This window comes from Brevundimonas sp. (assembly GCF_046299595.1).
GTDB lineage: Bacteria > Pseudomonadota > Alphaproteobacteria > Caulobacterales > Caulobacteraceae > Brevundimonas.
On record NZ_JBKBHQ010000001.1, the window covers coordinates 1,231,572 to 1,252,469 of the forward strand.

General features: G+C 67.6%; 17 protein-coding genes and 1 pseudogene. 7 read left to right on the forward strand and 11 right to left on the reverse strand.

Annotated features, from left to right (window positions below):
• Nucleotides 1–119: 119 nt before the first annotated feature.
• Entirely contained in the window at nucleotides 120–1,202 is a 1,083-nt protein-coding gene (locus ACK4E3_RS06160; protein ID WP_409697846.1) for a glycosyltransferase family 4 protein, read from the forward strand.
• Nucleotides 1,203–1,274: 72 nt separating this feature from the next.
• On the opposite strand, the gene ACK4E3_RS06165 is transcribed toward ACK4E3_RS06160, so the two are convergent.
• The 5 genes and pseudogenes from ACK4E3_RS06165 to ACK4E3_RS06185 all read right to left on the reverse strand — a co-directional run bounded on the left by ACK4E3_RS06165 (nucleotide 1,275) and on the right by ACK4E3_RS06185 (nucleotide 6,630).
• Nucleotides 1,275–2,336 (reverse strand): substrate-binding domain-containing protein, encoded by a 1,062-nt coding sequence (locus ACK4E3_RS06165; RefSeq protein WP_409697849.1) that lies wholly within the window; start codon nucleotides 2,334–2,336, stop codon nucleotides 1,275–1,277.
• Nucleotides 2,337–2,380: 44 nt separating this feature from the next.
• Nucleotides 2,381–3,124, reverse strand: a complete 744-nt coding sequence (gene phnE / locus ACK4E3_RS06170; protein ID WP_409701131.1) for a phosphonate ABC transporter, permease protein PhnE — start codon at nucleotides 3,122–3,124, stop codon at nucleotides 2,381–2,383.
• 264 nt (nucleotides 3,125–3,388) lie between these two features.
• Nucleotides 3,389–4,342 (reverse strand): annotated as a pseudogene (gene phnD, locus ACK4E3_RS06175) (phosphate/phosphite/phosphonate ABC transporter substrate-binding protein); the annotation flags it as partial.
• Nucleotides 4,339–5,136 carry a phosphonate ABC transporter ATP-binding protein gene (gene phnC, locus ACK4E3_RS06180; RefSeq protein ID WP_409697852.1) on the reverse strand — a complete coding sequence of 266 codons (798 nt, stop codon included), beginning with the start codon at nucleotides 5,134–5,136 and terminating at the stop codon, nucleotides 4,339–4,341. The pseudogene phnD and the gene phnC, both read right to left, overlap by 4 nt.
• Before the next feature lie 234 nt (nucleotides 5,137–5,370).
• Nucleotides 5,371–6,630 (reverse strand): DUF2254 domain-containing protein, encoded by a 1,260-nt coding sequence (locus ACK4E3_RS06185; protein ID WP_409697855.1) that lies wholly within the window; start codon nucleotides 6,628–6,630, stop codon nucleotides 5,371–5,373.
• A 258-nt stretch (nucleotides 6,631–6,888) separates the two neighbouring features.
• Between ACK4E3_RS06185 and ACK4E3_RS06190 the strand changes: the two genes are divergently transcribed.
• The 5 genes from ACK4E3_RS06190 to ACK4E3_RS06210 all read left to right on the forward strand — a co-directional run bounded on the left by ACK4E3_RS06190 (nucleotide 6,889) and on the right by ACK4E3_RS06210 (nucleotide 11,238).
• Nucleotides 6,889–8,169, forward strand: a complete 1,281-nt coding sequence (locus tag ACK4E3_RS06190) for a type III PLP-dependent enzyme (RefSeq protein ID WP_409697858.1) — start codon at nucleotides 6,889–6,891, stop codon at nucleotides 8,167–8,169.
• Nucleotides 8,170–8,283: 114 nt separating this feature from the next.
• On the forward strand, nucleotides 8,284–9,333 hold the full coding sequence (locus ACK4E3_RS06195) for a 1,9-bis(guanidino)-5-aza-nonane synthase (RefSeq protein ID WP_409697861.1): 1,050 nt from the start codon (nucleotides 8,284–8,286) through the stop codon (nucleotides 9,331–9,333).
• A gap of 94 nt (nucleotides 9,334–9,427) precedes the next feature.
• The gene (locus ACK4E3_RS06200; protein ID WP_409697864.1) at nucleotides 9,428–9,796 is read left to right on the forward strand and encodes a ribonuclease; all 369 of its coding nucleotides are present in this window, start codon (nucleotides 9,428–9,430) and stop codon (nucleotides 9,794–9,796) included.
• Nucleotides 9,797–9,922: 126 nt separating this feature from the next.
• Nucleotides 9,923–10,444, forward strand: coding sequence for a hypothetical protein (locus ACK4E3_RS06205; RefSeq protein WP_409697867.1), 522 nt, complete (start codon nucleotides 9,923–9,925; stop codon nucleotides 10,442–10,444).
• Complete coding sequence (locus ACK4E3_RS06210; protein ID WP_409697869.1) at nucleotides 10,441–11,238, forward strand: PA-phosphatase; 798 nt, start codon at nucleotides 10,441–10,443, stop codon at nucleotides 11,236–11,238. The genes ACK4E3_RS06205 and ACK4E3_RS06210 overlap by 4 nt, the downstream gene beginning before the upstream one ends.
• On the opposite strand, the gene aguB is transcribed toward ACK4E3_RS06210, so the two are convergent.
• The 3 genes from aguB to ACK4E3_RS06225 all read right to left on the reverse strand — a co-directional run bounded on the left by aguB (nucleotide 11,222) and on the right by ACK4E3_RS06225 (nucleotide 15,786).
• On the reverse strand, nucleotides 11,222–12,088 hold the full coding sequence (gene aguB / locus ACK4E3_RS06215; RefSeq protein ID WP_409697872.1) for an N-carbamoylputrescine amidase: 867 nt from the start codon (nucleotides 12,086–12,088) through the stop codon (nucleotides 11,222–11,224). The genes ACK4E3_RS06210 and aguB overlap by 17 nt on opposite strands.
• On the reverse strand, nucleotides 12,085–13,080 hold the full coding sequence (locus ACK4E3_RS06220; RefSeq protein ID WP_409697875.1) for an agmatine deiminase family protein: 996 nt from the start codon (nucleotides 13,078–13,080) through the stop codon (nucleotides 12,085–12,087). The genes aguB and ACK4E3_RS06220 overlap by 4 nt, the downstream gene beginning before the upstream one ends.
• 168 nt (nucleotides 13,081–13,248) lie before the next feature.
• Nucleotides 13,249–15,786 (reverse strand): TonB-dependent receptor, encoded by a 2,538-nt coding sequence (locus tag ACK4E3_RS06225; protein WP_409697878.1) that lies wholly within the window; start codon nucleotides 15,784–15,786, stop codon nucleotides 13,249–13,251.
• 229 nt (nucleotides 15,787–16,015) lie between these two features.
• On the opposite strand from ACK4E3_RS06225, the gene ACK4E3_RS06230 reads away from it, so the two are divergent.
• Nucleotides 16,016–17,620: an ArnT family glycosyltransferase gene (locus ACK4E3_RS06230; RefSeq protein ID WP_409697881.1), complete on the forward strand. Its 1,605-nt coding sequence runs from the start codon at nucleotides 16,016–16,018 to the stop codon at nucleotides 17,618–17,620.
• Between the two features lie 4 nt (nucleotides 17,621–17,624).
• Here ACK4E3_RS06230 and ACK4E3_RS06235 read toward each other — a convergent pair whose 3' ends face one another.
• The 3 genes from ACK4E3_RS06235 to ACK4E3_RS06245 form a co-directional block, all read right to left on the reverse strand.
• Nucleotides 17,625–19,610 carry a polysaccharide biosynthesis protein gene (locus ACK4E3_RS06235; RefSeq protein WP_409697884.1) on the reverse strand — a complete coding sequence of 662 codons (1,986 nt, stop codon included), beginning with the start codon at nucleotides 19,608–19,610 and terminating at the stop codon, nucleotides 17,625–17,627.
• A gap of 193 nt (nucleotides 19,611–19,803) precedes the next feature.
• The gene (locus tag ACK4E3_RS06240) at nucleotides 19,804–20,349 is read right to left on the reverse strand and encodes a TadE/TadG family type IV pilus assembly protein (protein WP_409697886.1); all 546 of its coding nucleotides are present in this window, start codon (nucleotides 20,347–20,349) and stop codon (nucleotides 19,804–19,806) included.
• Nucleotides 20,349–20,888, reverse strand: a complete 540-nt coding sequence (locus ACK4E3_RS06245; RefSeq protein WP_409697890.1) for a TadE/TadG family type IV pilus assembly protein — start codon at nucleotides 20,886–20,888, stop codon at nucleotides 20,349–20,351. Before ACK4E3_RS06245 ends, ACK4E3_RS06240 begins: the two co-directional genes overlap by 1 nt.
• Nucleotides 20,889–20,898: the final 10 nt, after the last annotated feature.

Sequence of the window (20,898 nt, forward strand, 5' to 3'; positions counted from 1 at the left end):
CCGCGAGAGGATATGTGACGCAGCGGAACCGCCGGGCATTTATGGGCGCAAACTCTGGTCCAAAGGCGCGCAAGGGGCTATGGCATAGGCGTCTTTCACAACGTGAGGCGTCAAGGCGCATGCGTATCGTTCTGGCCACTGATGCCTGGGAGCCCCAGGTCAATGGCGTCGTCCGCACCCTGACTCGCACCATCGCGGAGTGTCAGGCCATGGGTCACGAGATGGAGGTGATCCATCCGGGCCAGTTCAAGACCATTCCCTGCCCCACCTACCCCGAAATCCGGCTGGCGCTCGGGGCCGAGGAGGAAATCCGCGAGCGCCTGCGCGCCTTCGAGCCCGAGGCGGTCCACATCGCCACCGAAGGGCCGATCGGCATCGCCACGCGGCGTATCTGTGTGGAATGGAAGCTGCCGTTCACGACCAGCTATCACACCAAGTTCCCCGAATACGTCTCGGCGCGCTTCCCGATCCCGGTGCAGGTCGGCTACGCCTACATGAAGTGGTTCCACAAGCCGTCAGGGCGCCTGATGGTGGCCACGCCCACCTTGCGCGACGAGCTGGAGTCCCACGGCTTCAAGAACGTCTCGCCGTGGACGCGGGGCGTGGACACCGAGCTGTTCAACCCCGCTCTTGAGCCCATCTATGCCGAGCTGGGCGGCGCGGACTGGCCGCGGCCGTTCTGGCTCAACGTCGGGCGCGTCGCGGTCGAGAAGAACATCGAGGCGTTCCTCAAGCTCGACCTGCCCGGCACCAAGATCGTGGTGGGCGACGGCCCGGCCCGCGCGGACCTTGAAGCCGCCTATCCCGACGCGAAGTTCCTTGGCGCACGCTTCGGCGAGGAACTGGCGCGGTGCTTCCGCGATGCGGACGTGTTCGTGTTCCCGAGCTGGACCGACACCTTCGGACTGGTGATCCTGGAGGCCATGGCCACGGGCACGCCGGTGGCCGCCTATCCAGCCCACGGGCCTATCGACATCATTCCCGGCTCCAACGCCGGCGTGATCGACGATGACCTGCAAAAGGCCTGCATGGCCTGCCTCGATCTCGACCGCGCCACGGTGCGTGCCTATGCCGAGCGCTTCAGCTGGCGGGCCTGCGCCGAGGAGTTCGTGCAGAACCTCAAGCCCTACCCCGAGGCCGAGAAGACCCGCTTCTGGCGGCGTCTGCGCCGCCTGGCACGCACGCGCCGCCGCGCCGCCTGAAACCCGGCCGCCGCTCATGAAAAAAGGGCGCCGGATCGCTCCGGCGCCCCTGGGATTCGGTCTGGATGACGCTCAGCTTCCCGAGGGCCGCGTCATCAGGGTGCGGCTGCGCGCCCGGCCCTGCATTTCCGCCAGCAGACCCGGCAGCATGGGCACGATGCCACGATCCTGCAAATAGCCGCCCGCCCCTGCCGAGGCATCGGACATGTACTCGTCCACGAACTCGGCCAGGCCCGGAATGACGCCGATGTGCTGGGCCTTCACATAGATGAACATGGAGCGCGAGATCGGATACTCGCCCGACGCGATGGTCTCGAGGCTGGGCGCAACGCCATTGATCGTGGCCGCCTTCACCGCCTCGCGGTTCTGGGCCAGGAACGAGAAACCGAACACGCCGAGTGCGCCGGGCGTGCGCGTCAGGGTCTGGACGATGGCGTTGTCGTTCTCGCCCGCATCGATCCAGGCCCCATCCTCGCGCAGGGTGTGGGAGATGGCCGTGAAGCGTGCGCCATCGCTGGCGCGCAGGGCCTGAAGGGTGGGGAACCGCTCGCTGCGCGCGCCCGCTTCCATGCCCAGCTCGAGCCAGGAATCTCGGGTGCCGGAGGTGGGCGGCGGGCCATAGACCTGGATGCGCGTACCCGGCATGGACAGCCCGCCGATCTGATCCCAGCTGGTGTAGGGATTGCGCACGATCTCGCGCCCGCGCAGCACCTCGCGCGCCAGCCCCAGATAGAGGTGCTCGAGCTGGAAATCGAAATCGGCCCCGTTGCGGGCCGTGGCGATGACTATGCCGTCATAGCCGATCTGCAGCTCGATGATGTCGGTCACGCCGTTGCGGCGGCACTCGTCGAACTCGCTGGGCAGCATCTGGCGCGAGGCATTGGCGATGTCAGGCGTGCTGGCACCGATGCCCGAACAGAAGGCGCGGATGCCCCCGCCCGTGCCCAGCGCCTCGACCTGGGGCGCAGGTCCGCCCGAGCGGCGCTGGAAGTTCTCGGCCACGCGGGTGGTGAAGGGAAAGACCGTCGAGGAGCCCGCCGCCCACACATAGTTGCGCGTGGCCTGGGCCTCGCCCTGCGGCGCCACGATCAGGGCCGTGGCCAGCACGGCGGCGAGGGCAGCAAGGCGTTTCATCTCGGTCTCTCCCTTGAGGCGTCAGACGATGGTTTGAGGTGCGATCACAGCAGACGCTTACGCATCATCTGTGACAGCATGTCGATCAGGGTCACGGCCACGACGATCACGATGGCGATGGCCGACACCAGACGATAGTCGAAGGCCTGGATGCTTTCGAACAGAAGCTGGCCGATGCCGCCCGCCCCGATCAGGCCCAGCACGGTGGCCGCGCGGCTGTTGGACTCGAAGCGATACAGGGCAAAAGAGGTCCACAGCGGCGCAACCTGGGGGATCACGCCCCAGACGATCTCGTGCAGCCGCTGGCCGCCGGTGGCGCGCACGCCCTCCACGGGGCCGTGGTCAATCGATTCCACGGCCTCCGAGAACAGCTTGGCCAGCACGCCCGCCGTGTTGAAGGCGATGGCCAGCACGCCCGCCAGCGGGCCGAGGCCCACGGCGACGATGAACAAGGTGCCCATGACCAGGTCGGGCACCGAGCGCAGCACGTCCATCACGCGGCGCACCGGCCAGACAATCCAGTCGGGTGCGATGTTGCGCGCGGCCAGCAGGCCCAGAGGCACACCGAGGAACACGGCAAGGAAGGTGCCCCACAGCGCGATCTGCACTGTCAGCCACATCTGCTGCACCAGGATCTGCCAGTTCGAGAAGTCCGGGTTCAGGAAGTCCCGGCCATAGATGCGGACGTTCTCGGTCTCGCTGAACAGGCGCGTGATGTTCTGAAGCTCGACGCGCTGGAAGCTGAGCGCCAGCACGATGGCCAGACCGCCCCACAGCACGATGTCCATCATCCACGACGACAGCGACTTGACGGGCGGAGGCGGAATCTCGGCCGGATCGCGCGCGACGGGCGCAGCGGGGGCCTTTGCCGGGAACAGGCGCTTTGCCACGCTGCCGCCGATGGCGATCAGCAGGGCCCCGGCGACCACGGCCACCAGCACCCAGAAGCCGGTGGTGGGCCGGAACGGCTCGCGGCTCTCGCCCTCGGCCGCCTCGCGGCGCTGCTGGTCCTCGCGCATGGCGCGGATGGGGTCGAGGTAGCTGTCGTCAGCCTCGCGGAACTCGGAATAGTTGAGGTTGGCGAGAATCTCGCGCTGGCGGGCCGCCTCGGGGCCATCGCCCTTGCCGTAGGTCAGGAAGAAGGCGCGGATGCGCTCCTTCAGCACGGGATCGAGATCGGCGCGCAGAACGATGCCGGACTCAGGAATCGGCGGCGATTCCCAGATGTTCTCGATCTGGGCGGCGATCTCGGGGTTGCGGCGCTCGAGAAAAACGGTGTTGACCGAGTTCGAGGTGGCCACATTGACCACGCCGGTGGCCACGGCCAGCGAGTTGGCCTGGTGGTTGGCCGAGCGCACGGTGGCAAAGCACTGGGTCGGATTGATGTTGCGCGGGCTGAACAGGAAGGTCATGGGCGCCAGCGTGCCCGAGGTGGACTGGGCATCACCAAGACCGAACGTCAGCGAACGGTCGCAGCGCAGCACGTCATCGAGCGTGATGCCCGACCCGCGCCGCACGATCAGGGTCGAGACATAAGAATCGCGCCCCTCCAGATCGACGGTGCGCGCGATCACCTCGCCCTGGGCGCGGTCCACCGCCTGCAAGGCCGGCAGGGCCGAGAACCAGCCCACCTGGGTCTGGTTGAATCGCATGGCCTCGATCAGGGTATTGTAGTTGGTGCCAAAGCGCGTGGAGACCGGCACGCCGAGCGCGCGCTCCATGTCCTCCAGCAGAGGCTCCCACAGGGGGCCGGACGCGGTCTGGCCCTCGGCCGAAAGCACCGAGAACACGATGCCGCGGCGCGAGCTTTCGGACAGCTCGCCCGATGCCGCCGAAGGCGCGGGAATGGCCGGGGCGGGCGTTTGGGAGGACGGCGTCTGGGCCACGGCTCCGGCCAGCAGGCCGCCGGTGACGCCCTGACCGAACAGGGTGCTGAAGGGCGTCGACACGATCAGGGCCACCAGAACGGTGGCGATCAGGGCCGGGACGGTATGGCGGCGGCTCATGCCTGGGTTTCCCAGAAGGCGTCCTCGAACTCGGGACCGTAGATTCCGATCAGGGTCTGCTTGTCGAGACCGGAGCTGGGCCCGTCATAGACGATGCGACCCTTTTGCAGCGCAATCACGCGCTTGCAGTAGCGGATGGCGTAGTCGACCTGGTGCAAGGTGACGATCACGCCCATGTTGTCGCGGCTGTTCAGCTCGACCAGCTGCTCCATGACCTTGCGCGCCGAGACCGGATCGAGCGAAGCCACCGGCTCGTCAGCCAGGATCGCCTGGGCGCCCTGGACGATGGCGCGGGCAATGGCACCGCGCTGCTGCTGGCCGCCCGAGAGGGTGTTGGCGCGCTGGGCGGCATAGTCGGCCACGCCCACGCGGTGCAGGGCGGCCATGGCGCGCAGCTTGTCTTCCTCGGGCCAGCGGCCCAGCAGACCGCGCCACAGGGGCAGGCGCCCCAGAGCGCCCAGCATCACATTGGCGAAGAGCGACAGGCGCCCGACCAGATTGAACTGCTGAAAGATGAAGCCCAGCCTGGCGCGAGCGCGACGCACCTGGCTGGTGGTGCGTCCGTTCTGCTGAACCCGCTCGCCGAACACCTCGATATAGCCCTTGCCGGAATCGATCGGGATGAGGCCGGTAATCGAGCGCAGCAGGGTCGACTTGCCCGAGCCGGACGGTCCGATCAGGGCGACCATCTCGCCTGGCATGACCTCGACGCTGACATTATCGAGCGCCTTGTTCTTACCGTATGTCTTCGACACGTCGCGCACGAGGGCAACGGCGGCGGGAGTTGAACTCATGGTATGGGCTTTGCGGATCAGGCTCTGCGGTTCGTGAGGCGCGCAAGGAGGGGCTTGGAGGGCTGGACGTGAGTGCTCTTGGGCCAGCGCCCACGATTAGCGAGCGCGAATGACGGGTTAATGACAGCCCGCCTGCGCGAAGTCCAGTATGCCCACTGGCCTGCCACCAGATTCGTGCGCCTCGCTTGCGCGCAGAAAAGGCGGCATTGGACTCGCAGCCGCATCAGCCGCGCGTCAGCCGCTCGCGTGAGCCGCCGCCGCCCGCACCCGTGCCCTGTCATCCTCGTAGCTCAGTTCGGCCATGGCCCGCTCAAGGGCCTGCCTGCGCATGGCGGCAATGGCCCCGGCAGCGGTTCCCCCCGGCACCTCCTCACGCCCGACATGGGCCTCAAGCGCCGCGAGCAGCTTCTGAAGGCGCGTGGCCACGGCCACGTCACCGGCCCCGTCGCGGGCCGTGGCGGTAAAGGCATCGTCGATCATGTCCGCCTCGGACAGGGCCGGGCCGTAGAGGCGCTCCAGCGGCGGCTCGGGGCGCACCTTCGCGCGCCCGCTGACCCAGAGGTTTATGAGGCGGGCCTGCACACCGATCACCTCGATGGCCGTGCCATAGTCGTTGACCCCTGCCGACAGGGCGCGCGCGGAAATCTCGGACAGCACCACGAGGCCAAAGCGGGGATCCTGCTCGAAGGTGCGCGCTTCACCCAGAGTGAAGGCCCCGGCCAGCTTGTCGATCACCCTCCTGTCGACCTCGGCGCGCGAGATGCGGGCGAGCGGCTCACCGGCAAAGACGAACTGGCCCGGCATGGCGAGGATCTCGACATCAAAGTCACCCTTGCGTGCCAGCGAACACAGGCTGTTCGGGTCAATGTTCTGGACATAGCCGGTGTGGACAGAGGTCACCTCGCGCCCGCCCTCGACTTGGCCCTCGGCCCCGCAAAGGCGAGGGGCCTTCAGCCGGTGCTCCATGGCCGCGCGCGTCTCGCTCTCGACCTGGTGGAGGATTTGGCCCATGCGCCCGAGACGCGACAGGCGGCTGATCCAGGCCAGCAGGCGAAAGGCCACAAGCGCCACCACCGCGAGGCTGACCACGAAGATGATCGCGCGGCCCTCGGCACCATAATAGTTGGCATTGACCGCCGTGACCCCGACGATCGCATAGAGAAACACGCCGATGAAGGTGGCCAGCGCCCTCTGGGAGCCCTCGTCACCGGTGACCAGACTGGCGACGCGCGGGCTTATCGCACCGCTGACAGAGGTATAGGCGGTCACCAGGGCCCCCAGCGAGAAGGTCGCCACCGCCAGCAGGCTCGAGGCCAGGATCGTCAGTATGGCCTCGACCGACTCCCCGCCCAGACGCTCGGCCATGGCCTCGGGAACGAAGGGTGCGCCCAGCACGGCGGCCAGCGCCGTGATGATGCCCACCGCGCCATAGAGCGACGCCCGGAACCACAGCTGCTTTCTCAGCCTGCGCCAGAAGAACTGCCACTTTTCCATGGTGCATACCGCCCTGACTTGCGCCCTTGAGGAGAGCTAACGCACAGGCATGGGCGATGGTGCCGGAATGGGATGCGAACAGGCCGTCTCGCGACCGCGCAAAGCCTGCCCGGCCTTGGCCGCGCGCGTCCTTGCCATGAAATTACCTCTTTACATCGGGGGCCGGGTTCCTTATGTCGCGCGTTCCGGCGGACCCCGTGTCCTCATTGCGCTGCTAACGCCGGTCTGGGTTCAACAACTTGCAGGGGGTTACGTGAATTGCACACGTACCATATGCCCCTGGACCTGGTCCGCGAGCGGTCCCCGGAGCGTCCTGTCGCCCTCGTGCGACCGGGCGTGGTGGCCGTAGCGGCGCGCTGGTTCCAGGACAATTTCAACGGCGACGTCTTCTACGCGGTCAAGGCGAACCCTTCGCGCTGGGTGATTGAAACCCTCGTGAAGGCGGGCGTGAACGCGTTCGATGTGGCGTCCATGGCCGAGATCGAGCTGGTTCGCTCCGTCATGCCTGAAGCGCGTCTGGCCTTCATGCATCCGGTCAAGAGCCGCTCTGCGATCACGCGCGCCTATTTCGATCACGGCGTGCGCACCTTTGCCCTCGACAGCCACGAGGAGCTTCAGAAGATTCTCGACGCCACCGGCGGTGCGGGCGATCTGAACCTGGTCGTGCGCATGGCCGTCTCGGCCGATGGCGCCGCCTATACACTGTCGGGCAAGTTCGGCGTGTCTCCCGATCAGGCCCCCGCCCTGCTGCTGGCCACGCGCCGCGCGGTCCGCGACGGGCTGATGGGCGTCAGCTTCCATGTCGGCAGCCAGTGCATGCGCCCGTCCGCCTATGAGGCGGCCATGGCCCAGATCAGCCGCGCCATCACCCGCGCAGGCGTGTTCGTGGACATCGTGGACGTGGGCGGCGGCTTTCCGTCGGTCTATCCGGGCATGGTGCCGCCGGACATGAGCGAATACATGGACGCCATCCATCGCGGCTTTGCCGAGATGCCGGTCTCCGAGACCACCGAGCTGTGGTGCGAGCCGGGCCGCGCGCTGGTGGCCGAGTCCACCTCGGTGCTGGCGCGCGTGGACCTGCGCAAGGGCGATGCGCTCTATCTGAACGACGGTGCCTATGGCTCGCTGTTCGATGCGACGCACGCGCGCTGGCCCTTCCCGACCAAGCTGGTGCGCCCTGACAGGGTGAAGGGCGGCGAGGCCAGCGGCGATCTCAAGCCGTTCCGCTTCTACGGGCCGACGTGCGATTCCATCGACCATATGCCCGGTCCCTTCCACCTGCCTGCCGACATGGATGAGGGCGACTTCATCGAGATCGGCATGCTGGGCGCCTATGGGGTGGCCATGACCACCGGCTTCAACGGCTATGGCGAGCACGACATCGCCATCGTCGAGGATGCACCCATGGCTTCGCTCTATGGTCTGGCGCCGCGCTCCATCCCGACCGTGCGCACCACGGCCGAGGAGCAGGCCCGCAAGGTCGTGCGCCTGTCGCGCCCCAAGGGCAAGGCGGGCCAGAGGAAGTCGCGCCGTCGCTGAACCGTCGCGAGAGCGCGTATAGACTGAAACCCTCAAAGCAGCGGTCCGTCGCGCCGTCCGGGCCGCTGCAAACCCCTTGACGACGGGCGCTCAAACCAAAGGGAAACCCGCGAGATGAACGCACCCGTTACGCCCAACACCAAGGCCGAGCTGCTTCAGAAGACCGTCGAGCACATCGACATCACCAGCTTCGATGCGCGCCCGATCATCGATGCCATGCGCAAGATGAGCTTCTCCTCGCGCGACACGGCCCGCGCCGCCGACATCTTCAACATGGCGCTGGAAGACAGGGACTGCTCGCCGTGGCTGATCCTGGCCGGCTCGACGTCCGCGGGCGGCTGCATGCACGTTTACCGCGACATGGTGAAGTTCGGCATGATCGACGCCGTGGTCGCCACGGGCGCCTCCATCGTGGACATGGATTTCTTCGAGGCCCTGGGCTTCAAGCACTATCAGGCCGCCGGTCCCGTCGACGACAACGTGCTGCGCGAGCACTACATCGACCGCATCTATGACACCTACATCGACGAGGAAGAGCTTCAGGCCTGCGATCACACCATCTACGAGATCGCCAACCGGCTGGAGCCGCGCGGCTATTCCTCGCGCGAGTTCATCTGGGAGATGGGCAAGTGGCTGTCCGAGGGCAACGCCAAGAAGCCCGGCAGCCTGATCCAGACCGCCTACGAGGAAGGCGTGCCGATCTTCTGCCCCGCCTTCGTCGACTCTTCGGCGGGCTTCGGCCTGGTCAAGCATCAGAAGGAGCGCGCCGCTGCGGGCCAGCCCTATATGATGCTCGATGCCATCGCCGATTTCCGCGAACTGACCGACATCAAGATCGCGGCGGGCACCACGGGTCTGTTCATGGTCGGTGGCGGCGTGCCCAAGAACTTTGCCCAGGACACCGTGGTGTGCGCCGAGATCCTCGGCATCGAGGCGGACATGCACAAATACGCCGTGCAGATCACGGTGGCCGACGTGCGTGACGGCGCCTGCTCGTCCTCGACGCTGAAGGAGGCGGCGAGCTGGGGCAAGGTGGCGACCACCTTTGAGCAGATGGTGTTCGCCGAAGCCACCACCGTGGTGCCCCTGATCGGCTCGGATGCCTATCATCGCGGGGCCTGGAAGGGCCGCGAGAAGCCCCGCTGGCAGAAGCTGTTCGGCTGAGCTGCTCGGCTGATCCGGCCATCGCGTCCGGGAACCTGCGAGGAAGTTGCGCGCTCGACTCATCGGGCGCGCATTTTCTTTATGGAGCCAGAGCATGAGCACCGCTCAGGACGGCAAGAGCGAGGACATCTGCGAGGACGCTCGCGAGGCGGACATGACGGGCGAGAAGTCCGACACGGGCCGCAAGCCCGACGCCCTGCGCAGCACGGTCGATGAAGCGCTGTCGGGCAGCAACGGCGGGTCGGACACGCGCGCAGGATCGCTGCGCGGCGGCGCGGCCAGCGGCCACGAGGACGACAGCGACCAGAAGATCATCGACGAGGCCTTGCGCGAACAGGGCGAGGCCATGGCGCGGCAGGGCACTGATCCCCGCCGCAGAGGCGTGAGCGCCGAACAGTCCGTCACCAACACCGGCGAGGACGACACCTCGGACCAGCGCGGGGCGGACGCCGCCACCGGCTGAGGCTTTTTCCCGCGCGATTTCGACCCCTTGTGCCCGCCGGGCAGGCGGGGCAGTGTGCCGCAGCGCGGCCCGTCCAGGCTGGACACCGCGCAAGGATTGCGCCCGCCCGGCGCGTAATGGTGACCCATGATCTCCAGACCCTTCAGCCTTGATGCCTGCATGGTCGTCTGCGTCGGGGCGCTTGCCCTGCTCGGTGCCTGTAGCGATCAGGCCCCGGACAGCGCGAGCAGGACCGGCGAGGCCCCTGTCGGGTCGCCTGCCTCCGCGTCTGGTAACGGGGCTGGCGGGGGCGGCAGCGAAGATGCGCGCGACGCGGCATCCGAAGGCACATCCAGCCCAGCCTCGGCCAGCGTGCCTGCGCGTCCGGCCTATGCCCCGCTCTATCCGGCCGCACGTGTGCAGCGTGAACAGAGCGAGGGCGGCACCGAGACACTGACCCTCGTCACCAGCGACAGCCCCGAGGCCGTGATCGAGTTCTATCGCCGCTCGGTCGAGGAGGCCGGGCTCGATGTCGCTGCGGTCCTGTCCCAGGGCGACACCCGCGTGTTGGGCGCGCGCGAGGCCGAGCGCGGCATCGAGGTGCTGGTCATGGCGCGGCCGACCGACGAGGGCACGGTCGTGGACCTTGCATGGAGCGACGCGGAGTGAAACGCGCAGCCGGGCTTCTCGCCGCACTGGCGCTGGCGGCGTCCTGCGCGCCCCTGCCCGAGTTTCCGGCCCCACCTGTCCCTCAGGCTTCGGACAGCGCAGGCTATCTCGATGCCGAGGCGATCGCAGCCCTCGCCGCGCGCACGCCCCTGCCACCGGCGTCCGGCTCTGCCCAGGCACAGGCCGATCGCGCCGCGCTGGAGGCGCTGCTGGCCCGTGCCTCTCCCCAGCGGGTGCTGCTGGCCCAGACCCATGCCGAGGTGCGCCCCGCCCTTGCCGTCCAGCATTTCGACTGCACCCTCGGCACGCGCCTGGCCGCCGATCCGCCGCCCGCGCTTCTTCGCCTGATGACCCGCACCCTGCGCGATGCCTCTGCCGCCTCGGAAGCGGCCAAGGCACGCGGGCACCGCGCCCGCCCCATCGCTGAGGGCTTCGAGCCGTGCATCCGTGCCGACGATGCGCTTCGCGCCAGCGCCTCGCACCCGTCAGGCCATGCCACCATCGGGGCACTGTGGGGGCGGATCGTGGCTGAGCTGGCCCCTGATCGCGCGGGGGAGGCGCGGCGCATCGGCCAGGAGATCGGCCACAGCCGCGCGGTCTGTGCCCTGCATTATCCCGCCGACGTCGCCGCCGGTCAGGCGCTGGGCGAGGCCCTGTTTGACGCCCTTTTGCGCGACCAGACTTTCCGCGCCGATCTGGAAGCGGCCAGGGTCGAGCTGGCCGAGGCGCGCGCGCGCGGCCTCACCTCGCCGGGATGTGCGGCCGAGGATTACGCCCTCAGACCTGCGGGCTGACCAGCCGCCCGTAGAGATCCGTGCGCCGGTCGCGGAAAAAGCCCCATGCGGCGCGGTGGCGGTCGAGGAAATCGAGATCGAAGCTGTGCACCAGCACGCCCTCGTCCTCGCGCCCGAAGCTCTCGACCAGATCGCCCCTGTGGTCGGCGATGAAGCTGGAGCCGTAGAAGGTCTGACCGGGGCCTGCGACCTGCTCGAAGCCGATGCGGTTGGCGCCCACCACCGGCACCACGTTCGAGACGGCATGGCCCTGCATCGCCCGGCGCCACGGCTCGGCGGTATCGAGGCTGTCGTCGTGGGGCTCGGAGCCAATGGCGGTGGGATACATCAGCACGTCCGCGCCCATCAGCATCATGGCGCGCGCGCTCTCGGGGTACCACTGGTCCCAGCAGATGCCCACGCCCACGCGCCCGAAGCGCGTCTGCCACACGCGAAAGCCCGTATCGCCGGGGCGGAAATAGTACTTCTCCTGATAGCCCGGCCCGTCAGGGATATGGCTCTTGCGATAGACGCCCAGCGCGCTGCCATCGGCATCGAGCATGACCAGCGAGTTGTAATAGTGCGGCCCCTCGCGCTCGAAGATCGACACCGGAATGGCGACGCCCAGCTCGGCGGCCACCGGCGAGAGCGCGCTCACGCAAGGGTGCTCGCGCCACGGATGGGCATGGGCGAACCAGCGCTCTTCCTGATGCACGCAGAAATAGGGGCCCTGGAACAGCTCGGACGGCAGGATCACCTGGGCGCCGCGACCGGCGGCCTCGCGCACGAAGGCGATCGTGCGGGCGATGTTGTCCTGCAGGTCCTCGCCGTATGCGGTCTGGATGGCGGCCACGGACAGGGTGCGGGTCATGCAAGCGGCTCCTGCTGGGAGATGCAGTGGAACGAGCCCCCGCCGGTCAGGATGGCGCTGGAGGGCAGAGGAATGATCTGGCGGTCGCCAAAGACCATCGCCAGGGCGTTGCACGCCGCGCGCGCGGCACTCTCGTTGCCATATGTCGGCACGATCACCGCGCCATCGGTAATCAGAAAGTTCATGTGGCTGGCCGGAACGATCTCTCCGTCCTCGTCCTCCACCCGCCCCGGCGAGGGGATGCGCACCACACCGAGGCCCGCCGCGCTGATGTCACGGGCCGCCGCCTCATAGATGTCGGCATTGGGGTCGTCATCGCCGCTGGCCACCGGGCAGGCCACCAGATTCTCGCCCACGAAGCGGGCCAGATTGTCGACATGGCCATCGGTGTGATCGTTGACCAGACCATCGCCCAGCCAGATCACGCGCCGCGCGCCGAGGCTGTCGGCTAGAGCGCGCTGCGCATCCGCCTCTGTCCAGCGCGCGTTGCGATTGGGGTTCAGCAGGCACTGGCGCGTGGTCAGGATCGTGCCGCGCCCGTCATGATCGAGTGCGCCGCCTTCCATGATGAAATCGTTCTGACGAAGGGGTGCGCCCGCGTGATCCGCGATGCGGGCGGCGACTTCGTCGTCATGGGGCAGGTCATACTTGCCGCCCCACCCGTTGAAACGAAAGGCACTGGCCACGGAGCCGTCCTCGCCGAGGCAGAAGATCGGGCCGGTGTCGCGCAGCCAGATGTCACCGAAGCGCCCCGGCACCACCTCTATGTCCGCATCCTTCGCAAAGGTCGCCCGCGCACGGCTCAGTCCCTCGTCGCTGCCGCACAGAAGGCGCACCGGCACGCGCCCCGGCCCGGCAACGGCGCGGGCGAGGGCCGCCACCTCCGCGCGCGCAGGCGCAAGGTCGTCCGCCCAGAGGTCTTCATGGCTGGGCCAGCCGATCCACATGGCTTTCTGGGGTGCCCATTCGGCGGGCACGCGAAGGGATGTCATGAAGACTCCGAAGGGCACGAAATGTCGGGGCCGCGCAGATAGCGTCTCGGCGCGGGCGTTTCAATGACCCTAGCAGGAGGCGTCCACGCCCCAAAGCGCCACCGCAACAGAGAAAGGGCGGCCCGTTGCCGGACCGCCCTCGCTCTTCGTCTCTGACTTGCGCGTCGCTTAGAAGCGCGTGCGCAGCGACAGCATCACCGTGCGCGGCGCGCCCAGCGAGGCGGTGCGCGGGCTGCCCGAGCGGATCACGCCCGGCGCCACTTCCACCGGCAGGGCATTGGTGCCGGTCGAGATGTTGGCGGGGTAGATTTCGTCGAACAGGTTGATGACGTTCAGCTGCAGCGAGGCATCGCGGATGCCGAACACCTGACCGAGGTCGTAGCGGGCGTCGAGATCCCAGACCGTGTAGGCCGGAGCAATCTCGTCGTTGACGTCGGTGGTGAAGCGGTCACCGGTGTACTTGCCTTGCAGACCAACGGTGAAGTTGTCGGTCACGGCCCAGGAGCCGCGCAGGGCGAAGGTCCACTCGGGCGTCGAGACCAGACGCTTGCCGCCGGTGGGCAGGAAGGTCTGGACCGGGGTGGTGCCCAGCAGCAGGTCGTCCTGTACTTCGCTGTCGTTGTAGGAAGCAGAGGCATAGAGGCTGATGGTCGGGCTGACCTGCCAGCCGAGCTGGGCGTCCACACCGCGCAGGATCACGTCGCCCACGTTGCGGTCCACGACGCGGTCCAAGACCTCGTCGAAGGCGAACACGATGCGGTTCTGGAACTCGGAGTGCCAGAAGCCCAGCGTGGCAATGATGGTCGGGCTGGTGAAGCGGTAGCCGAAGTCGAAGGTCTGGCTGGTCTCGGGCTGGGCGCTCGAGAAGCTCAGACCGCCCGAAGCGTTGCGCGTCGGCTGATAGAGGTTGTCGGTGCGGGGTGCCGACAGGCTTTCAGCGTAGGACGCATAGACCGAGTGATAGTCGGCGAAGCGGAAGGTGGCGCCCACGTTCGGCAGGGTGCGCTGGAAGCGGAAGTCCTGCGAATAGGGGGCAACCCACTGGGTGGTGCCGGTGCTTGCGAAGGTCACGTTGCCGTTGGCCAGCGTGGCGTTCGGGGTCTCGGTGGTGCAGCGCACGTTGGTCGTGCCGTTCTGCGAGAAGCAGTACTGGTTCAGTTCGCGGTCCAGGACCGGACGGCGCACCCCCAGCCACACCGACAGGGCGTCGCTGAAGAACTGGCCGCGGTACTCGAAGGCCAGCTGGTTCAGCTCGGCGATCGAGAAGCGGTCACGCGAGCGGTAGAAGCTGCCGTCGGCAGTCATCACGCGCTGCTCGGGACGGCCCCAGCCTTGCTTGCCGCCGTAAACCGAGCAGGGGTTCATGGCGAAGTCGTAGAAGCAGGCTTCGCCCGTCTGACGGTGACGGCCGTAGTCGCGGGTGTAGGCGACACGGACGCGCTGGCTGGGCGCGATGTCCCAGATCAGCGAGGTCAGCACGCCGTAGCGACGGGTGTTGGTGTTGGAGGGCGTGTAGATCGACACGTTGTCCAGCAGGTCGCCGTCACCGTTCAGGTCCACACCGGCCGCAGCCGAGGAGCCGCGCAGGCGGCCGTCGGTCTCGGCGATGGTGGTGAAGCCGCCGCCGTTCGCCATGACGTACTGGAACGAGGGGTCGAAGGTGAAGCGCAGGTTCGGCAGCACCGCATAGCTGAAGCGGCCGCGGATGTTGCCCGTGTCAGACGGGTTGATGCGCAGGTTGTAGTAGTTGGTGCAGCTGCCGGTGCCGGTGGTGCCGTCCCAGCGCACGAAGCTCGACTGGGTGTTCGAGTTCTGGGCGCCGGCGCCGGGGATCGGCTGGCGGCAGGCCTGGTCGTTCTCGGGGAACGGGCCTTCGGCCTCGAACAGGGCCATGTTGTAGAAGTTGTTGTAGAAGTTGTTGCGGTTGCGGTTCCAGTGGAACGACAGGCTCGCGTAGTTGTTCTGGCCGCCGAGGTCCTGGAAGATCTGGGCGTTGAACTGGCGCTTGTAGAGGTTGCCCGGACCCTTGAACTTGTCATAGTTCTGGGCCGAACCGGCGATGAACATGCGCGTGCCCCACGGGCCGAACTCGCCCGTGTCGAACATGGCGAAGCCACGCTGATAGTTGAACGAGCCGAGCGAGCCCACGAGCGTCAGGCCGGGCTCGACGCTGGGACGGCGCGTCACATAGTTCACGGTACCGCCAACGGCCGAGGCGGTGGGGCTGTCCACGTCGGTGGTGCCCTGGTTGACCGCGGCGCGCTCGATCAGCTCGGGGTCGAGCTGCTGGTTGGTATAGATGGCGTAGTTGCCGGTGTCGTTCAGCGGGATGCCGTCAAAGGTCAGCGAGATGCGGTTGCCGTCGAAGCCGCGAATCACCAGGTTGCCGCCCGACGAACCGTAGGGGTCGGAGTTGGTGAAGGTCACGCCGGGGACCAGGTTCAGCGACTGGATCACCGTCTGGCCGGGGGCCTGGGTGGAGATGTATTCCTGGGTGATGGTCGAGCGGGTCTTGGCGATGGTCTCGGCGACGATCGTGCCGTCGACGCTGCGCGGGCCGCGCGTGCCGGTGATGACCACTTCGGAAACCGCAGTGGTTTCCTCGACGGCGACGGTACCCGACGACTGGGCGAAGGCGCCCGAAGCCATCAGCACACCACCCATGAGGGCCGTGGAGGCCCAGAACGCGCGCTTGCGGTTCGACATGATAAGGTATCCCCTTGAGTGAAGGCCCGAGCGTCAGTGCCAGACCCAGCTTTCGATGATTGGACGCGACCGCCCCACAGCCCGGACACATGCCCGCCTGTATTGCCCCCCGTTTAGGCCCGCTCTTGAAAGCTCGGGCGACAGTTGCATGACAGTCCGATGACAGCGCACCCGCCGTGTCGTCACCGCCACACCTGAATCCGTCACGCCGACATGCTAGGCGACAGCCATGACAAGGCTCATATCTTTCATCGCAAAGGGCTTTCGGGGCCGCGCCGATGCCAGCGGCCCGACTGCGGCATTGACGCCACACAGCCCCCTGATCGCACCCTGGCACGCGACTCTGCTGCTGGTGGGCGCGCTGACGCTGGCGCGCCTGATCGCCCTGTTCGTCACACCGCTCGAGCTGTACCCGGACGAGGCGCAGTACTGGGTCTGGGCCCAGTCGCCCGCGCTCGGCTATTATTCCAAGCCGCCCCTGATCGCCTGGCTGATCGCGGGCACCACGGCGCTGGGCGGGGATTCCGAGCCCTTCGTGCGCCTGTCATCGCCCCTGCTGCACGCCATCGCCGCCCTGGCCCTGTTCAAGGCCGGCGAGCGCCTGTTCGATGCACGCACGGGCCTGTGGGCAGCGGTGATCTACAGCCTGATGCCGGGCGTGCAGCTCTCGGCCGGGGTCGCCTCGACCGATGCGGCGCTGCTGTGCGCGCTCAGCCTTGCCCTGTGGGCGAGCGCCTGCCTTGGCTGGCGCGACGAGGAGACCCGGGGGGGCGCAGGCCATGGCCCTGCTCCGGCACTGGCGCTGGGAATCGCTCTGGGCCTGGCACTCCTGTCGAAATACGCAGCGCTGTATTTTCTGGCAGGCCTGGTGCTGCACGCCATCGTCCACCGCAGCCGGGGGCTTTTCTGGAGCGCGGGGCGCGTGATGGTCGCCGCGCTCGCCACCTTGCTGCTGATCGCGCCCAATCTGATCTGGAACGCGCTCAACGACTTCGCCACCGTGTCCCACACCGCAGACAACGCCAACTGGACGGCTGGGGCGCTATTTCATCCGCTGAAGATGCTGGAGTTTCTGGCCAGCCAGTTCGGCGTGTTCGGCCCTGTGCCCTTTGCCATTCTTGCGATGCTGTCGGTGATGGCTGCGCGCAGGCGCAAGCTGGAGCCACGCGCCAGCCTGCTGCTCACCCTCGCCCTGGTGCCGATTGTCATCGTGACGGTTCAGGCCCTGCTCTCTCGCGCCCACGCCAACTGGGCGGCGGCGGCCTATGTGCCCGCCAGCGTGCTGGTGGCCCACTATATACTCGCGCGCGGGCAGCAGGTGCAGCGGCGCCTCAAGGCGGCGATCGTGATCCCGCAAGCCGCCATCGCCGCCGTGTTCATACTGGCTGCCTGCCTGCCTTCGCTCGCCGATGCCATCGGCCTTGCGGGCAGCTTCAAGCGCGCGCGCGGCTGGGAGGCGACCACCCGTCTGGCCCTGTCCGGTGCCGACAGCCTGGGAGAGCCGGCAGCCATCGTCGTCGACGACCGCTTTACCTACAATGCCCTGCGCTATTACGGCCGTGCACACTTTGGCACCCCCGGGGGACCGGGCCTGCTGATCCTGCCCTCGCACGGCAGAGCGGACAGCCAGGCCGAGATCGACGCGCCCCTGACGTCTGCCGAGACGCGCCTGATGCTGGGCATGGCGCTCGATCCCGCGCGCTGGAGCGCACAGCGCTTTGATGTCTCATCGCCGTGGCGCGCCTATGAGCTGGAGCTGGGCGGGGGCGAGCACCGCACCGTCCATCTGGCTATCCTGCAAGGCTACCAGGGCCGCGACGCAAGCCCGGACTGAGGGCTCAGGCCGGGCGACGGGTATCGGGATTGTCGATGATCAGCGTCGGCCCGCGCGGCGGGGCCGTCATGATGCGGGACGCGAAGAGGTCGGACTGGCCGCTGCTGCCGACATAGCCGGTGCTGGACTGGGTGAGCAGGCGGCAGATCGCGGCGGCGTCGTTGCGCTCGCACGCCTCGGCCAGCGCCTCCAGCACGGATTGAAGCTCACTCCACGGCAGGTGCGGCTCGGCAGCGGTCATGATGCGTGGATGCAAGGTGGGCCGGGCCGCCTCGTCCACCAGCAGTTCCTCGTACAGCTTCTCGCCCGGCCTCAGGCCGGTGAACACCACATCGATGGTGTCGCGGCTGAGCGTGGCGGCCTTGAGCCCCGCATCCATGCGCCGGGGCACATAGCCCGCCAGCCGGATCATGCGCTCGGCCAGATCGACGATGCGCACCGGCTCGCCCATCTCCAGCACGAACACATCACCGCCGCGCGCCATGGTGCCGGACTGGATCACCAGCTCGGCCGCCTCGGGGATGGTCATGAAATAGCGGGTGATCTCGGGATCGGTGACTGTGAGCGGCCCGCCGCTCTCGATCTGGCGGCGGAACAGCGGAATGACCGAGCCGGACGAGCCCAGCACATTGCCGAATCGCGTCATGCAGATGCGCGTGGCCACGCCCTCGGAGGCGCGGGCCTGACAGACCAGCTCGGCCATGCGCTTGCTGGCACCCATGACATTGGTGGGGCGCACGGCCTTGTCGGTGGACACCAGCAGGAAGGTCTCGGCCCCTGCCGCCAGCGCCGCATCAAGGCACGCTGCCGTGCCCAGCACATTGTTGCGCACGCCCTCGGCCACATTGTTCTCGACCAGCGGCACGTGCTTGTAGGCTGCGGCGTGATAGACGGTCTCGATACCGAACGCCTCCATGATCTGCGAGAGGCGCGCCCGGTCCGTCACCGTGCCCAGCACCGGCACCGCCCGGGCCTCCGGCTCGCCCATGCGCGCGAGAGTGCGGGTCAGCTCGGTATGGATGGCATAGAGGGCGAACTCGCTGACCTCGAACAGCACCAGCAGGCGCGGGCGCTGGCGCACGATCTGACGGCACAGCTCGGCGCCGATGGAGCCGCCCGCCCCGGTGACCAGCACGGCCTTGCCCGCAATGCACGCCGCCATCAGCCCCGGGTCAGGCGCGACGGGATCACGGCCGAGAATGTCCTCGATGGCGATGTTGCGCACCTCGCTGACGCTGGATCGCCCCTCGACCAGATCGGCGATGCCGGGAATGGTCTGGACCTTGACCGACAAAGGCTCGAGGCGCGCGACCATGGCCGCCCTGCGCGAGCGCGACGCGCTGGGCGTGGCCAGCATGACAACATCAATTTGCTGGCGCGCGATCACATGGGCCAGCTCGGCACCCGAATGCACCCTCATGCCCTCGACCATCAGGCCCTGAAGGGATTCGTCGTCATCGACAAAGGCGACCGGCAGATATTCGGGAGAACGCGCCAGGGTGGCGACGAGCTGGCGCCCGGCATTGCCCGCGCCATAGATCAGCACCCGCTGGCGGGTCTGGCGGGGCGTGCGCGTCAGGGCGGCACGCGCCAGCAGCCTGAGCCCGATGATGCCGCCAAAGATCAGAAAGGCGAAGATGATCGGCACCGAGCGCGGCACGGGCAGCCCCAGCATGTAGGAGCTGAATCCAATGCACAGGGCCGAGATGCCCACGCCGGGAACTAGCAGCCGCGCCATGCGCGCGATGGAGGCATAGCGCACGACGGACTGATAGAAACCGAACCAGGTGAACACCACCAGACAGATCGGTACCGCCACCGGGAATACCAGCCAGAACCGGGGCAGGAGCAGGAACAGCAGGCTGTCGAGACGCAGCCACATCGCCACGATCAGCGCGACGCACACCAGCCCCGCATCCGCCAGCGCCTGAATGGCCAGCTTGGACCTGCGGGACAGCCGGGTGACGGCTTCGGCCAGTCTGTTCGCCATGACGCCCTCCCGTCCGCGCCCGGTTGCCACCCGGTGACCCTTTCAGGCAGCCTCCCGGGATCACGGCACAGCTTGCACCGGGCGCAGGGCGCTATCACGCAAACGCGCCGCGCTCAATGCGGCTCCCCGGAAACCGGCGTTTTGCCAACGGGCTGTCAGCACGGGCTGCCAGCAGGGGGGCAGCAGGGGGGTGTCAGCGCAGCGTCACCTTGTCCGAGACGCGCGGGCGCAGATAGTAGGTGTGCGAAAAGCGGGTGATGCCCTTGACGATGTAGTCGATGGCCGAGTCGTAGTCATAGCTGACCTCGGTCATGATCAGGCTCTCGCCGTTCTCGACCAGGCCCGCAGGGACCGTGACGGTCGAGCCTGCCGCGCGCGCGCTCATGCCCTGGCCGCGGCTCCAGTCGATGCGCGCCACGCCGTTGGCGTCCACGCTGACGCTGCTGATGCGCTGGGACAGGGCCGGTGTGGGAAAAGGCGCCATGATGACATTGCCCGCCGCGAACAGGTCGGTGATGTCGCTCGCCGACAGGCTCGCTTCCTGGGTGGCCAGATCAGCCACCGTCGAGGAAACGTGGGTCATGCGTTTCAGGGCCATGAACCCCTGACAAAGCTCGACCAGACCGAAATAGAACACGATCATCAGCGGCGCGATCAGGGCGAATTCCACCGCCGAGACGCCGCGCCGGTCGCTGCCGAAGCGCCTCAACATGCCCGGCCGGGTGCCCGCGCGCGCCATCAGAACGGCTCGTTGCGAAAGGCGGTGGCCGCGGTCAGCCAGATGGAACCGTCGTCGAAGCGCGACAGGGAGTGCCACATGTAGGGAATCATCAGGGGCTGGCTGTACCAGCTTCTTACCAGGATGATGTCGCCCGCCTCGCCCTGGTTGAACACCAGCGCGCCCTCGTTGAAGCTGCCATCGGCGGTGGGATCGGGCGGGGTGTCGGCAAAGCGGGGCATGACCCGCACATCGATGCGCAGGCGCGAGGCACAGTCGGGCGCAAAGATGCTCATGCGCGAGCAGACCTCGTCGCGGAAGGTGTCGGCGCTGGCGCCGCTCTCGTGGGTCTGGCCGGTGCGGATCAGCCGCCCGGCGGAAATGGTGGCGGTCTCAAGCGTGCTGTTGAGCACGAACACAAGGCCCAGCTCCAGAATGGCGAACATCATGAAGAAGAACGGCGCGGCGATCAGGGCGAACTCGACCGCAGTCGCGCCCTTCTCGTCAGCGCGAAAACGCCGTGCGCGCAGGGCATTCATGCGGCGCCGGGCCAGAGTCATCAGCATCGCG